The organism is Pseudomonas sp. SBB6, assembly GCF_024213215.1.
Taxonomy (GTDB): domain Bacteria; phylum Pseudomonadota; class Gammaproteobacteria; order Pseudomonadales; family Pseudomonadaceae; genus Aquipseudomonas; species Aquipseudomonas donghuensis.
Genome location: NZ_JANAVH010000004.1, coordinates 348370 through 362734 on the forward strand (window position 1 = coordinate 348370; position 14365 = coordinate 362734).

At 63.3% G+C, this 14365-nt stretch carries 8 protein-coding genes and 1 pseudogene; 2 read left to right on the forward strand and 7 right to left on the reverse strand.

The window, feature by feature from the left end:
- Positions 1–15: 15 nt before the first annotated feature.
- The 6 genes and pseudogenes from NLX68_RS10435 to NLX68_RS10460 all read right to left on the reverse strand — a co-directional run bounded on the left by NLX68_RS10435 (position 16) and on the right by NLX68_RS10460 (position 8863).
- Complete coding sequence (locus NLX68_RS10435; RefSeq protein ID WP_254283914.1) at positions 16–1197, reverse strand: NAD(P)/FAD-dependent oxidoreductase; 1182 nt, start codon at positions 1195–1197, stop codon at positions 16–18.
- 97 nt (positions 1198–1294) lie between these two features.
- Positions 1295–2632: an ATP-dependent RNA helicase DbpA gene (gene dbpA / locus NLX68_RS10440; protein WP_254284068.1), complete on the reverse strand. Its 1338-nt coding sequence runs from the start codon at positions 2630–2632 to the stop codon at positions 1295–1297.
- Between the two features lie 105 nt (positions 2633–2737).
- Positions 2738–4171 (reverse strand): annotated as a pseudogene (gene mdtD, locus NLX68_RS10445) (multidrug transporter subunit MdtD); the annotation flags it as partial.
- Positions 4172–4254: 83 nt separating this feature from the next.
- A complete protein-coding gene (locus NLX68_RS10450; protein WP_254283916.1) occupies positions 4255–5586 on the reverse strand; it encodes a TldD/PmbA family protein in 1332 nt (443 codons plus the stop codon).
- Positions 5586–7028: a TldD/PmbA family protein gene (locus NLX68_RS10455; RefSeq protein ID WP_254283917.1), complete on the reverse strand. Its 1443-nt coding sequence runs from the start codon at positions 7026–7028 to the stop codon at positions 5586–5588. The genes NLX68_RS10450 and NLX68_RS10455 overlap by 1 nt, the downstream gene beginning before the upstream one ends.
- 32 nt (positions 7029–7060) lie before the next feature.
- Entirely contained in the window at positions 7061–8863 is a 1803-nt protein-coding gene (locus NLX68_RS10460) for an acyl-CoA dehydrogenase (protein WP_254283918.1), read from the reverse strand.
- A 189-nt stretch (positions 8864–9052) separates the two neighbouring features.
- On the opposite strand from NLX68_RS10460, the gene NLX68_RS10465 reads away from it, so the two are divergent.
- Together NLX68_RS10465 and NLX68_RS10470 are read left to right on the forward strand one after the other, a co-directional pair.
- The gene (locus NLX68_RS10465; protein WP_254283919.1) at positions 9053–9652 is read left to right on the forward strand and encodes a hypothetical protein; all 600 of its coding nucleotides are present in this window, start codon (positions 9053–9055) and stop codon (positions 9650–9652) included.
- Positions 9653–9713: 61 nt separating this feature from the next.
- Complete coding sequence (locus NLX68_RS10470; protein WP_254283920.1) at positions 9714–10112, forward strand: hypothetical protein; 399 nt, start codon at positions 9714–9716, stop codon at positions 10110–10112.
- Positions 10113–10185: 73 nt separating this feature from the next.
- On the opposite strand, the gene putA is transcribed toward NLX68_RS10470, so the two are convergent.
- Positions 10186–14139 (reverse strand): trifunctional transcriptional regulator/proline dehydrogenase/L-glutamate gamma-semialdehyde dehydrogenase, encoded by a 3954-nt coding sequence (gene putA / locus NLX68_RS10475; protein WP_254283921.1) that lies wholly within the window; start codon positions 14137–14139, stop codon positions 10186–10188.
- Between the last annotated feature and the right edge of the window lie 226 nt (positions 14140–14365).

The following is a 14365-nucleotide window of genomic DNA, read 5'->3' on the forward strand; positions in this document are numbered from 1 at the left end:
ATTCTACCGCGAAGGTTAGACGAACTGCGCGGCCGCGTACGCCGAGGCCCAGGCCCACTGGAAGTTGAAGCCGCCCAGGTGGCCGCTGACGTCGAGCACTTCGCCGATAAAGTACAGCCCCGGGCTTTTCAACGATTCCATGGTTTTCGACGAGACCTCACGGGTATCGACGCCACCCAGGGTCACTTCGGCGGTGCGGTAGCCTTCGGTGCCGGCCGGCACCACCTGCCAGGCCCCGAGCTTGTCGCTGACCTGGGCCAGTTCCGCCGGGGTGTACTGCTTCATCGGCTTGGAGACGAACCAGTGCTCGGCCAGCAAGTTGGCCATCTTCTTGGTGAAGATCTCCCCGAGCAGGGTCTTGAGCTCGCTGTTGGGGCGCTCGGCCTGCTGCTGTTGCAGCCAGCCCAGGGCGTCATGCTCCGGCAGCAGGTTGATCTGCACCGTGTCGCCGGCCTGCCAGAACGAAGAAATCTGCAGGATCGCCGGGCCGCTCAGGCCGCGGTGGGTGAACAGCAGGTTTTCGCGAAAGCTGCTGCCGTTGCAGCTGGCTACGCAATCCACCGACGTCCCCGACAGTTCAGTGCAGATGGCCTTGAGCTGCGGTTCGGTGATGGTGAATGGCACCAGGCCCGCACGGGTCGGCAGCAAGGTGTGGCCGAACTGGCGGGCGACCTGGTAGCCGAAGCCGGTGGCGCCGAGGGTCGGGATCGACAGGCCGCCGGTGGCGATTACCAGTGACTGGCACTGGAACTGGCCGGCGCTGGTTTCCAGCAGGTAGCCGCTGTCGAGTTTTTCGATTTGCTCGATGCGTGTATCCATGCGCAGTTCGGCGCCGGCGCTGGCGCATTCGTCCAGGAGCATGCCGAGGATGTCGCTGGACTTGTTATCGCAGAACAGCTGGCCGAGCTTCTTCTCGTGGTAGGGCACACCGTGCTTGCCGACCATCTCGATGAAATCCCACTGGGTGTAGCGGGCCAGGGCCGACTTGCAAAAGTGCGGGTTGTGCGAAAGGAAGTTGCTCGGCTCGGTGTACATGTTGGTGAAGTTGCAACGGCCGCCGCCGGACATGAGGATCTTCTTGCCCGGCTTGTTGGCGTGGTCGAGCAACAGCACCTGACGGCCACGTTTGGCGGTGGTCAAGGCACACATCAGGCCGGCGGCGCCAGCGCCGATGATGATCACTTCGGTGGAACGCACTGCAAAATCCTCGAGATTCGATGGTGAAGCGATCGCGGGGCAAGCCCGCTCCTACAGGGATGGTGTGTAGGAGCGGGCTTGCCCCGCGAAAAGGTAATCAGACGATCCGTACCCGCAACGACCGCCCCTTGATCTTGCCGTTGTTGAGCCGCTGCAACGCCTGCTTGGCCACCGCCCGCTCGACAGCGACGAACGCCTGGAAGTCGAAGATGGCAATCTTGCCCACCTGGGTGCCTGGCAAGCCGGCATCACCGGTCAAGGCGCCGAGGATATCGCCAGGGCGCAGCTTGTCCTTGCGCCCGGCAGCGATGCACAGGGTGCTCATGGTCGGCAGCAGCGGTGCACCATTCTGGGCCTTGAGGCTGTCGAGCTGTTCCCAGCGCAGGGCGGCCTTTTGCATGTCTTCGATGGCCTGGGCGCGATGGCCTTCGGCCGGGGCCACCAGGCTCACCGCCAGGCCTTTCTCGCCCGCCCGACCGGTACGGCCGACGCGGTGCACGTGGATCTCGGCATCGCGGGCCAGCTCGACGTTGATAACCATGTCCAGGGCATCGATATCCAGACCGCGGGCGGCGACGTCGGTGGCCACCAGCACCGACAGGCTGCGGTTGGCGAACAGGGTCAGGACCTGGTCGCGGTCACGCTGCTCCAGGTCGCCATGCAGGGCCTGGGCGGCGATGCCCTTGGCCTGCAGGTGCTCGACCAGTTCCTGGCACTGCTGCTTGGTGAAGCAGAAAGCCACGCACGACTGCGGACGGAAATGGCCGAGCAGCTTGCTCACCGCGTCCATGCGCTGGTCCGGGTTGATCTCGTAGAAGCGCTGCTCGATCTGGCTGTCGGCGTGCTGCGACTCGACCTTGACGGTTTGTGGGTCGCGCATGAAGGTCGAAGCCAGTTGCTTGATGCCGGCCGGGTAGGTGGCGGAGAACAGCAGGGTCTGGCGGCGCTTCGGGGTCTGGCCGATGATGTCGGCGATGGCGTCGTAGAAGCCCATGTCGAGCATGCGGTCGGCTTCATCGAGCACCAGGGTGTTGAGGCCATCGAGCACCAGGGTGCCCTTGCTCAAGTGTTGCTGCACGCGGCCCGGGGTACCGACGATGATGTGCGCGCCGTGCTCCAGCGAAGCGATCTGCGGGCCGAGGGACACGCCACCGCAGAGGGTGAGGATCTTGATGTTGTCTTCGCTGCGGGCCAGGCGGCGCAGTTCTTTGGCCACCTGGTCGGCCAGCTCGCGGGTCGGGCACAGCACCAGCGCCTGGCAACCGAAGTAGCGCGGGTTGAGCGGGTTGAGCAGGCCGATGCCGAAGGCGGCCGTCTTGCCGCTGCCGGTCTTGGCCTGGGCGATCAGGTCCATGCCCTTGAGCATCACCGGCAGGCTCTGGGCCTGGATCGGAGTCATCTGGGCGTAGCCGAGGGCGTCCAGGTTGGCCAGCATGGCGGCGGACAGCGGCAAAGTGGCGAAGGCGGTGGCAATGGTGGTCACGAGACTGGCCTGCAAAACAAAATGTCGCGCAGTGTACCAGCCTCGTGGCCTTTAGCCCTAAGGCTCGATCTCCGGTTCCGGACGAGGGGCACGCCTTCCGTCCGCCCTGGACAGCTGCATGAAGATCGCTGCGGCGAACATGGCCATCAGGCCGATGGTCACGAAGGTCAGTTGGAACGCCCCGAGGGTGCTCTCTACGCCCTCGCCGCTGCCCGCTGCGGTAAAACCGCCGAGCAGGGCGCCAGCGCAGGCCACGCCGAGGCTCAGCGACAGTTGCGCGACCACCGACAGCAGGCTGTTGCCGCTGCTGGCGTTGTGGTCATCCAGGTCGATCAGGGTCACGGTGTTCATTGCAGTGAATTGCATCGAGTTGACCGCGCCCAGCAAGCCCAGTTGCAACAGCAGCAGGGCGTAGGGCGTCTGCTCGTCGACCAGGCCCAGGCTGGCCAGCAGCAAGCCCAGCAGCAGGGTGTTGCCGGTGAGAATGTTGCGGTAGCCGAAACGCTCGATCAGCGGCCGGGCAATCGACTTGGCGAGCATCGCCGCAGCGGCCAGGGGGATCATGCTCATGCCGGCCTGGGACGGTGAATAGCCCAGCGCCACCTGCAGCAACAGCGGCACCAGAAACGGCAGGGCGCCACTGCCGAGGCGAGCGAACAGGTTGCCGAGGATACCCACCGAAAAGGTCCGGGTGCGGAACAGTTTTGGCGAAAACAGCGGGTTGTCGACGCTACCGGCGCGCAGCCAGTAGGCGGCCAGGCAGGCCATGCCGGCGAACAGCAACAACATCACCCGCAGGTGCGGCAAGTGCAGTTCGCCCAGGCCTTCCATGGCGATGGTGATCAGCACCATCGCCGCGCCGAACAGCACGAAGCCGATGCCGTCGAAGCGGGTGCGTTCGCTGCCGCGCAGGTCGGGGATGAACTTCCACACCGCATAACAACCGATGGCGCCAACCGGCAGGTTGAGCAGGAAGATCCAGTGCCAGCTGAGAATCTCCACCAGCCAGCCGCCCATGGTCGGGCCCAGCAACGGGCCGAGCAGGCCGGGGATGGTGATGAAGCTCATGATCCGCACCAGTTCCGAACGCGGATAGGCGCGCAGTACCACCAAGCGCCCGACCGGCAACATCAATGCCCCGCCCAGGCCCTGGATCACCCGCGCGGCCACCAGCATGCCGAGGCTGCTGGCCAGGGCGCAGAGCAGCGAGCCGAGGCTGAACAGCAGGATCGCACCGAAGAAGATGCGTTTAGTGCCGAAGCGGTCGGCAATCCAGCCCGAGGCCGGGATCAGCAGCGCCACGGTGAGCATGTAGGCGATGATCACCGACTGCATGCGCAATGGGTCTTCAGCCAGGTCGCGGGCCATGGCCGGCAGGGCGGTGTTGAGGATGGTGCCGTCGAGCGACTGCATGAAGAAGGCGATGGCCACTACCCAGGGGATCCAGCGGGCGGTGGTCGGGTCCAGCGGGGCGCGGTTGGGCATGGGTTTGTGTGTAGTCCTTGAGGGCCTCTTCGCGGGGCAAGCCCGCTCCTACCGGATCGTAGGAGCGGGCTTGCCCCGCGAAAGGCTAATCACAGTGTCAACGTCAGGCGTTTGACCAGGGCTCCCGGCAAATGGCTCGAACTGGTCTGCCGTTGCCCGTAGGTGCTGGTCGACAGAATCAGCTCTCGCTCGTGGGTCAGTGCTTCCAGCTGCGAACCCAGCAAGCTGTAGACGCTGTCGTCAAAGCGCATGGTGCTCACCGGCGCCTGGATCTCGCCGTTCTCGACCCAGAAGGTGGCAAAGCGGGTCAGGCCGGTCATGCGCGCCGCAGGCAGGTCCGAGTAGTTCAGGTACCAAAGGTTGCTGATGTACAGGCCAGTGCCCAGGCGGGCGAGAATTTCACTGTGCTCCAGGTCACCTGGCGCCATGCTCAGGGCGCAAGGCGCTTCGTGACTGTCGGCACCGTTGGCCGCCAGCTCGAACTCGGCGGCGCTGCGTGCGCAGATCAGGCGATCCAGGGCCTGGCCTTTGTCGATCAGACGCAGGTCGCTGCGCAGCAAGCCTTCATCCGAGAACGACGGGCTCAGCGAACCGCTGACCTGCTCGGCAATGCTGGTCAACGGGCTCAGGCTGGCATCGCCGCTGTACAGGCGCTGTAGCGGGCTGTTCTTGGTGGCGATGGCCTGGGCCGAGAAGCCGCCCCAGCAGAGCATGCCCATGACCTCGTCCAGCGCCGCCGGCGCCAGGTAGGCGCGGTACTGGCCGGGGGCGAGCTTTTTCAGCGGGCGGCCAAGGTAGTCAAGTTGTTCGCGGGTCTGCTGCAGGCGCACGGCGAAGGCTTCGTGGTCCCAGGTTTGCCCGGCATAGTTGGCTTTGACCGCTTCGCCGTTGCTGTGGAACAGGCTCCAGTCGAAATTGAAACTATTTGCCTGGTGCCAGCCAAACGCCCCGAACGAGCTGGCGAAACCGCGGCAGATGGGGCCTGCGGCATAGATGCCGACCAGGTCCAGATCACCTGCGCCTTGCTCGATCTGCGCCAGTACCTCGGCGCTGTCAGGCAGTGGTTGATCCTGCACGCTATGGCTTTGCCAGGCGCTGTCGTTGAGTTGCAGGTAAGGATCGGGGTCGAGCAGCGGCAGGGTCTGGCGCAGTTGCTCCAGAGCCTGTTGCAAGCGCAGTTGGTCCACTTCGGCATCGTTGCCCAAGGTGAACTGCAGCTCGGCCTGGCGCCCGTCGGCGATCAGCTTGAGCACGCAACTGGCTTGCTGTACTTCACCGGCCTGGCGCACCTTGGCGTGATTGAAACGGATGAACTGCGAGTGTTCGCCGCTGTAGCTGAGGGTGAAATGCTCGGGGGCGTGTACTGTGTCGCGCAGGCTGGCGACCAGGTGCTGGAAGCCTTGCAGTGGGGTGGCAGCCATCAGGCGTCTCCTCCGAATACGTCGATCTGGCTAAATACGCAGGCGGGGGAGGCGTGGCCCACCCGTACCACCTGGTTGGGCTCGCCCTTGCCGCAGTTCGGTGTACCCAATACCTGCAGGGTACTGGCGTCACCGACGGCGCTGAGGTTGCCCCAGAACTGTGCGGAGATGCCGCGGTAGTTGGGGTTCTTGACCACGCCCTTGAGCTCGCCGTTCTCGATCAACTGGCCCCATTCGCAACCGAACTGGAACTTGTTGCGCGCATCGTCGATCGACCACGAGCGGTTGGTGCGCATCAGGATGCCCTGCTCGATGCCGCCGATCAGTTGCGCCAGGGGCTTGTCGCCCGGCTCGATGTTGAGGTTGGCCATGCGGTCGATCGGCGCGCGGTTCCAGCCGCAGGCGCGGCTGTTGGCCACCCCTTCAAGGCCAGAGCGGAACTGCGACAGGGCGCCACCGAGCGGACGAACCAGCAAACCGTCCTTGATCAGGAACTGCTTGTGCGCGGCGCTGCCGTCATCGTCGTGGCTGTAGCTGGCCAGCTCCTCGCGGATCGATGGGTCGAAGGTCACGTTGAGCAGTTTCGAGCCATATTGCAGGTTGCCGAAGTCGCTGGCCTTGACGAAGCTGGTGCCGGCGTAATTGCGCTCGTCGCCGAGGATGCGGTCCATTTCCAGCGGGTGGCCGATGGATTCGTGGATCTGCAGCATCATCTGGTCGGGCATCAGCAGCAGGTCGCGCGCACCGCTTGGCGTGTTCGGCGCCAGCAGCAGTTGCAGGGCCTGGTCAGCGACCTTGGCCCCGGCACCGACCAGCCCGCAACGCTCAATCACGTCCAGGCCGCCCTGCTGGCCGAAGTTGTCCCGGCCCAGGGTGCGGGTCTGGCTGTCCTGACCGTCGAAGGCGGTGGTGCTGAAGCCTGGGTAGATAAAACGCTGGGCCTGGCGCAGTTCGGCGCCGGCGGTGTTCAGGTAGATCTGCTCGATGTTGCTGACGCCAAGGCTGGCCTGCCAGTTCACCAGGCGGCTGTCATTCGGCACGCTGGCCGATTCTTGGGCGAGCAGGGCGTAGCAGTCGCCCAGAGACGGGAAAGTTTGCTCGAGGTTGGGTGAGCAGTAGTCGGCGCGGCCGGTGGCCACTGGTTGTTCGCGCAGGTCGAGCAGGGCGCGCCCGGCGATCTGCCGGGCCAGTGCTTCAGCCTGCTCCAGAGCCCGCTGCAGGCCGGCCTGGGACAGGTCGGCAGTGGCGGCGTAGGTTTCCACGCCATTGAGGCGTACGGTCAGCATTGCGCCTTCGTCACGGCTGAGGAACGGCGGCTCGGCGATATTCTTGCGCACCGACAGGTGCTGCTGGCTCTGCTGCACATAACGCAGGGAAAAGAATTCGCCACTGCTGCGCAGGGCGGCGAAGCGCTGGCGCAGCAATGCGGTCAACTCGAACATGCGGGAACCTCCGTGTGCGCGGTGGTTCCCCCTCAGAACCACTCGTCGTGCATGCTCAGGCAGGTATCGTCACGGGCTGCGAGCAATGCCAGCTCATTATGGCAGCCCGGCACTTCCCAGGTCAGGAAATAACGCGCGGCCTGCAATTTGCCCAGGTAGAAGTCGCGATCAGCCGGGTTACCCCCGGCCAGGCCCTGTTCGGCACGCACTGCCTGCTCCAGCCAGCGCCAGCCGATCACGCAGTGGCCGAAGGCCTTGAGGTACAGCGCCGAGTTGGCCAGGGCAGCATTGACCTGACCCTGGCCCAGGTCGTCGAGCAGCCCGAGCGTCACTTCCTGCAGGCGCATGAGCAACTGCTCCAACGGTACACGCAGGCGATCCAGGCTGCTGTGCTGTTGGGCATGCTTGCAGGTGGTGGCGATCAGACGGACCAGTTGCTTGAGCCCGGCACCGCCGTTCTGCGCCAGTTTGCGCCCGAGCAGGTCCAGTGACTGGATGCCGTGGGTGCCTTCGTGAATGGGATTCAGGCGGTTGTCACGGTAGTACTGTTCGACCGGGTATTCGCGGGTGTAGCCATGGCCACCGAGAATCTGGATGGCCAGCTCGTTGGCCTTCAGGCAGAACTCCGACGGCCATGACTTGACGATCGGCGTCAGCAGGTCGAGCAGCTCATGGGCCTGCTGGCGAAGCGTTGCGCTTTCGCCGCTCTGGCTGTCATCGAACAATCGCGCCGCGTACAGGCCCAGGTCGAAGGCGCCTTCGACATAGGCCTTCTGGGTCAGCAGCATGCGCTTCACATCGCTGTGGTTGATGATCGGCACGGCGGCAGTGGCCGGGTCCTTGTTGTCTGGCAGGCGTCCCTGCGGCCGCTGACGGGCGTACTCCAACGAATACAGGTAGCCGGCATAACCGAGCATCACCGCGCCCATGCCGACGCCGATGCGCGCCTCGTTCATCATCTGGAACATGCAGGCCAGGCCCTGGTGCGGCTTGCCCAGCAGATAACCGACGCACTGACCGTTGTCGCCGAAGTTCAGCGCCGTCGAGGTGGTGCCGCGCCAGCCCATCTTGTGGAACAGCCCCGCCAGCAGCACATCGTTGCGCGGGCCCAGGCTGTCGTCGGCGTTGACCAGGAACTTGGGCACGATAAACAGCGAAATGCCCTTCACCCCGGGCGGCGCATCCGGCAATTTGGCCAGGACCATGTGCACGATGTTTTCCGACAGCGAATGGTCGCCGCCGGAAATGAATATCTTGTTGCCGCGCAGCCGATAGCTGCCATCGTCGGCCGGTTCGGCACGGGTGCGGATATCGGCCAGGGACGAACCGGCGTGCGGCTCGGTGAGGGCCATGGTGCCGAAGAAACGGCCTTCGATCATCGGCTGCAGGAACAGGCGTTTCTGCTCGTCGCTACCAAAGCTCTCGATCAGATTGGCCGCGCCCATGGTCAGGAACGGGTAGGCCGTGGTCCCGGCGTTGGCGGCCTGGAAGTGGGCGAAGCAGGCTTGCGACAGCAGGGTCGGCAACTGCATGCCACCGGCTTCGAAGTCACGGCTGGCATTGAGAAAGCCGGCTTCAAGGAAGGCATCGACCGCAGGCTTGACCTCCGGAATCAGCACCGCCTCGCCATTTTCATAGCGCGGCTCGTGCTCATCACCCTTGCGGTTGTGCGGGGCGAAGTACTTTTCAGCGATGGATCGCGCGGTGCTCAGGGCGGCGTCGAAGGTTTCGCGGTTGTGCTCGGCAAAGCGCGGGCGTTGGGTCAGGGCCTCGGCATCGAGCACTTCGTAGAGTTCGAAGGCCAGGTTGCGGGCGCTGAGCAGAGTCTCGGACATGGCGGCATTCCTGTCTGGGGATGGGCCGAGTCTAGGTAGTGACGTTGCTACTGCACAGCGAAATAGATGCGGGTGATGGCAGGGCACAAGGCGTTTGGGAATGTTCGTACCCTTGCTTCGGAGCCAGAGGGCAGATCTGTGATGCACGAGCAGGCTTAGATGGTCGGCCCATTACCGAAGGCCGTAGCCATGACCACTAACAGCACCGCTTCGATGAGCCCTGACCTCTCTGATACCCCAGGCAGCGGGCCAATGTTCTTCGTCGTATCGATCAGAAAGATGATTGTGATGAACCTGTTCACCTTTGGTTTTTATTGGGCTTTTTGCCATTACCAAAGCTGGGCGCTCTACCGGCGGGAAACCGGGGAGCGAGTGTTGCCGCTGGTAAGAAGCATCTTCGGCATTCTGTTTCTTTACAGCCTGCTGAGCAGGGTCGATCGGCAATTGCACCTGTCTGGTCGAAGCTACAGGTGGTCGCCGTTCTGGTTGGTATGCGCCTTGATCCTGCTGACAGCGCTCTCGTTGTGGGCAAATCAGATGATGGAGCTGGCGCCGCTGCCGTTGTTGAGTGCGGTATTGGCTATGGATGTCTTGATACTTTGGGTGGTGGCCAGAATTCAGGGGGCGATAAATACCTGCGTGGGCGACCCGAAAGGCCAGTCAAATTCCCGGTTGTCACTCCTGAACTGGGCATGGATGTCGGTTGGAATTCTGGTTTGGGTAGTGCTGGTGTCTTTTCTCGTGGTTTTGCTGGCGGGGCTTTTCATCGTGACGTTTGCTGATGCCTGAGGCCTTCAGTCGTCAGCCTATGAATCAGCTCCCACTTATAACCCGGTATTGGTGGGGTGGGATGGATGCATTTTTTATTGTCTTGTATGTCCAGGGCAGTCTTCGTAGAGGTCAGATCCTCTATTACACCGACGCCCAAAACATGATCGGGTTGCTTCAGGATCATGGCATTTTCGCCAAGTGGCTCGCGGGTATGAGCTTCACCTTGCATCTGTCGATCATTGTCAGCTGTTTGCTGTTGTTGGCGGGGCGGAAGTCGGGGGTTTATCTCGGTTTGCTACAGATTCTATTTCGGCTGATGTTCATGGTGCCATCCATTTCGATTCTATTGGTATGGGCAAAGCTGTCGCCAGCCTACAGCCTCTGGCTCATGCTTGTTTTGGTCATTGCTTCCGAGGTCGTGAAGGCGGGTAGCCTGGGGTGGCTGGTACATCATCAACGTGCGAAGTTTCTGGGCTAGAAAGCATCGTGGGTCAAGCCCGCTCCTACGCTGTAGGAGCGGGCTTGACCCACGATAGAGGCGCCGCAGGCTATCAGCCGATAGTCATCAGGCTCGCGTTACCACCGGCAGCTGCGGTGTTGACGCTCAGTGCGCGCTCGATCACCAGGCGCTCCAGGGCAATCGCGGTTTCACCCGACGACAGGCCGTGAACACCGACGATGGCACCGGCGCGCTTGGCCACCTGCTCGCACACGGCGCGCAGTTGGTCGGAGTCGCCGTGATGGAGGACGGCGTCGAACACCACTTCGTCCTTGTTCCAGTCGGCCACCAGTTGGATGCGCGCTTGCACTTCCTTCGGCAGACGATTGCGCAGGGTCTTGCTCAGCTCGCCTTCCGGCCAGACAGCCGAGCTACCTACGGCCAGGACCGCGGCCAGTTGGGTCAGCAGGTCGGCTTCGACCTCGGCCAGGCACAGCACGTGCTCGCGCGGCAGGATGGTGTAGCTGTTGCGCTCGCCGGTAGGGCCCGCCAGCAGGCGGCTGATACCGCTTTGCGATTGCTGGGCGAACTGCTCGCACAGGCCGCTCAGATCGCTCAGCTGGTTGCTTGCCGCCCAGGCTTTGAGGGACTGTAGCGGTTTGCTCAGGCTGTCGCGCAGACGGGTGTCCGGGGCGTTGTCGCCGTCGGTACGCTGGAACGACTGCTCAATGGCATCGGCCGGGCGGGTCGACAGCAAGCGGTACAGGTACAGCGGGCCACCGGCTTTGGGGCCAGTACCCGACAGGCCTTCACCACCAAATGGCTGCACGCCAACCACGGCACCGACGATGTTGCGGTTGACGTAGACGTTACCGGCGTTGACGTTGTCGATGACCTTGGCAATGGTTTCGTCGATCCGGGTGTGCACACCCAGGGTCAGGCCGTAACCGGAGGCATTGATCTGCTCGATCAGCTGGTCGAGGTTCTTGCGGTTGTAGCGCACCACGTGCAGTACCGGGCCGAAGATCTCGCGTTGCAGCTCGTCGAAGCTTTCCAGTTCGATCAGGGTCGGCATCACGAAGGTGCCGCGCTTGATCTCTTCACCGTCGGCGATTGCCATCTGGTACACGGTACGGCCTTTGTCGCGCATGCCCTGGATGTGCTTCTCGATACCAGCCTTGGCTTCGGCGTCGATCACCGGGCCAATGTCCACGGCCAGGCGCTCGGGGTTACCCAGGCGGCTTTCGGCCATGGCGCCCTTGAGCATTTCGATGACGCGGTCGGCGGAATCTTCCTGCAGGCACAGTACGCGAAGGGCCGAGCAACGCTGACCGGCGCTGTCGAAGGCCGAGGACACCACGTCGATGACCACTTGTTCGGTGAGCGCCGAGGAGTCGACGATCATTGCGTTCTGGCCACCGGTTTCGGCGATCAGCGGGATCGGACGGCCCTGGGCGTCCAGGCGGCCAGCGATGTTGCGTTGCAGCAGGCGGGCGACTTCGGTGGAGCCGGTGAACATCACGCCTTTGACCCGATCGTCGCCGACCAGACGGGCGCCGACGGTTTCACCGCGCCCTGGCAGCAGTTGCACCACGCCTTCGGGGATGCCGGCTTCAAGCAGCAGGCGCACGGCCTGGGCCGCGACCAGCGGCGTTTGTTCGGCCGGCTTGGCCAGCACCGGGTTACCGGCGGCAAGTGCAGCGGCAACCTGGCCGCTGAAGATCGCCAGCGGGAAGTTCCATGGGCTGATGCATACCACCGGACCCAGTGGGCGGTGGGCGTCATTGCTGAAATCATTACGTGCCTGGACGGCGTAGTAACGCAGGAAGTCGACCGCTTCACGCACTTCGGCGATGGCGTTGGCGAAGGTCTTGCCGGCTTCACGGGCGAGCAGGCCCATCAGCGGCTGGATCTCGGCTTCCATCAGGTCGGCGGCACGCTCCAGGATCGCTGCGCGTTCGGCTGGCGGTGTAGCCTGCCAGATCGGCGCGGCGTTGAGGGCGCACTGGATGGCGTTGTCGACGTCGGTGACGTTGGCTTCCTGGACGTGACCGACCACATCGCGCAGATCGGACGGGTTCAATACCGGTGCCGCTGCCTCATTACTCGAAGCGCAACCGAGCATCGGCGCGGCTTTCCAGTCGTTGTGGGCGGTGGCCAGCAGGGCGCAGGACAGCGAAGCCAGGCGGTGTTCGTTGGCCAGGTCGATACCGGCGGAGTTGGCCCGCTCGGTGCCATACAGGTCACGCGGCAGCGGAATGCGAGGGTGCGGCAGGCCGAAGCTGCCTTCCTGGGTGGCCATCTGCTCGATGGTGGCGACCGGGTCGGCGACCAGTTCCTGAATCGAGATCGACTGGTCGGCGATGCGGTTGACGAACGAGGTGTTGGCGCCATTTTCCAGCAGGCGGCGCACCAGATAGGCCAGCAGGGTTTCGTGAGTGCCGACCGGTGCATACACACGGCACGGACGGTTCAGCTTGCCATCGGCGACCTTGCCGACAACCTGTTCGTACAGCGGCTCGCCCATGCCGTGCAGGCACTGGAACTCGTACTGGCCCGGGTAATAGTTCTGGCCGGCGATATGGTAGATGGCCGACAGGGTGTGGGCGTTGTGGGTAGCGAACTGCGGGTAGATGACTTCTGGCACCGACAGCAGTTTGCGTGCGCAAGCAATGTAGGACACGTCGGTGTACACCTTGCGGGTGTAGACCGGGTAGCCTTCCAGGCCTTCGACCTGGGCGCGCTTGATTTCGCTGTCCCAGTAGGCGCCTTTAACCAGGCGGATCATCAGGCGATGGCGGCTGCGGCGGGCCAGGTCGATGACGTAGTCGATTACATACGGGCAGCGCTTCTGGTACGCCTGGATAACGAAACCGATACCGTTCCAGCCGGTCAGTTGCGGCTCGAAGCACAGGCGCTCGAGCAGGTCCAGCGACAGCTCCAGGCGGTCGGCTTCTTCGGCGTCGATGTTCAGGCCGATGTCGTATTGCTTGGCCAGCAGGGTCAGCGACAGCAGGCGCGGGTACAGCTCTTCCATGACGCGCTCGTACTGGGCGCGGCTGTAGCGCGGGTGCAGGGCCGAGAGCTTGATCGAGATGCCCGGGCCTTCATAGATGCCGCGACCGTGAGAGGCCTTGCCGATCGAGTGAATGGCCTGCTCATAGGACGCCAGGTACTTCTGGGCATCATGTTCGGTCAGTGCCGCTTCACCGAGCATGTCGTAGGAGTAGCGGAAGCCTTTGGCTTCGAACTTGCTGGCATTGGCCAGGGCTTCGGCGATGGTTTCGCCAGTCACGAACTGCTCGCCCATCAGGCGCATGGCCATGTCGACGCCCTTGCGGATCATCGGCTCGCCGCTCTTGCCGATGATGCGGCTGAGCGAAGAGGTCAGGCCGGATTCGTTGTGGGTCGAGACCAGCTTACCGGTCAACAACAGGCCCCAGGTGGCCGCGTTGACGAACAGCGACGGGCTGTTGCCCAGGTGCGGTTGCCAGTTGCCGGTGCTGATCTTGTCGCGGATCAGGGCGTCACGGGTGCCTTTGTCGGGGATGCGCAGCAGGGCTTCGGCCAGGCACATCAGCGCCACGCCTTCCTGGGACGACAGGGAAAATTCCTGCAGCAGACCCTGGACGATGCCGGCGCGGCCACCCGCGCTCTTCTGGTTACGCAGTTTTTCGGCGATGCCAGCGGCCAGTTTGTTGGTCGCTTCGGCCATGGCGGCCGGCAGGCGCGCCTGCTCAAGCAGCATCGGTACCACTTCTGGCTCGGGGCGGCGGTAGGCGGCGGTGATGGCCGAGCGCAGTACCGATTGCGGCAGGATGCTCTCAGCGAATTCGAGGAAGCACTGGTGGGCGTGGTCGGCCTGGACTTCGCCGGCATCGTCGGCATGAATGCCGGGCTGACCGTTGAGTTCGGTCAGGGTGGCGCCACCCTCGAGCTTCTCCAGGTAGTTGAAGATCGCTTGTTTGATCAACCAGTGCGGCGTGCGGTCGATAGACGTCGCAGCTGCTTTGAGTCGCTCACGGGTAGGGTCGTCGAGTTTGACCCCAAGGGTGGTCGTCGCCATTTCTTATCCTCATTATTGCCACAGGTTGTGACTTAAGCTGGCGCCAAGATTAGCCGTGCGCGATTTCGGGTGCAACCTAGTGCAACCCAAAATATGCAGGAAAAAAGTGCTACTCGTCAGGAGGGTAAAACCCTACAGCCGAAATGGCTGTTTCTGGTGCATTTCCTTCTGAAAATATGTCTTCTTGCTCCAAAAGGGAGCAAAAAGCTGCTGTTATGCAAAATTT

Coding starts and splice junctions, on each gene's coding strand:
- NLX68_RS10460 (WP_254283918.1), bottom strand. CDS start 8,863: ATGTCCGAGACTCTGCTCAGCGCCCGCAACCTGGCCTTCGAACTCTAC.
- NLX68_RS10455 (WP_254283917.1), bottom strand. CDS start 7,028: ATGTTCGAGTTGACCGCATTGCTGCGCCAGCGCTTCGCCGCCCTGCGC.
- NLX68_RS10470 (WP_254283920.1), top strand. CDS start 9,714: ATGGATGCATTTTTTATTGTCTTGTATGTCCAGGGCAGTCTTCGTAGA.
- NLX68_RS10450 (WP_254283916.1), bottom strand. CDS start 5,586: ATGGCTGCCACCCCACTGCAAGGCTTCCAGCACCTGGTCGCCAGCCTG.
- putA (WP_254283921.1), bottom strand. CDS start 14,139: ATGGCGACGACCACCCTTGGGGTCAAACTCGACGACCCTACCCGTGAG.
- NLX68_RS10465 (WP_254283919.1), top strand. CDS start 9,053: ATGACCACTAACAGCACCGCTTCGATGAGCCCTGACCTCTCTGATACC.
- dbpA (WP_254284068.1), bottom strand. CDS start 2,632: ATGCTGGCCAACCTGGACGCCCTCGGCTACGCCCAGATGACTCCGATC.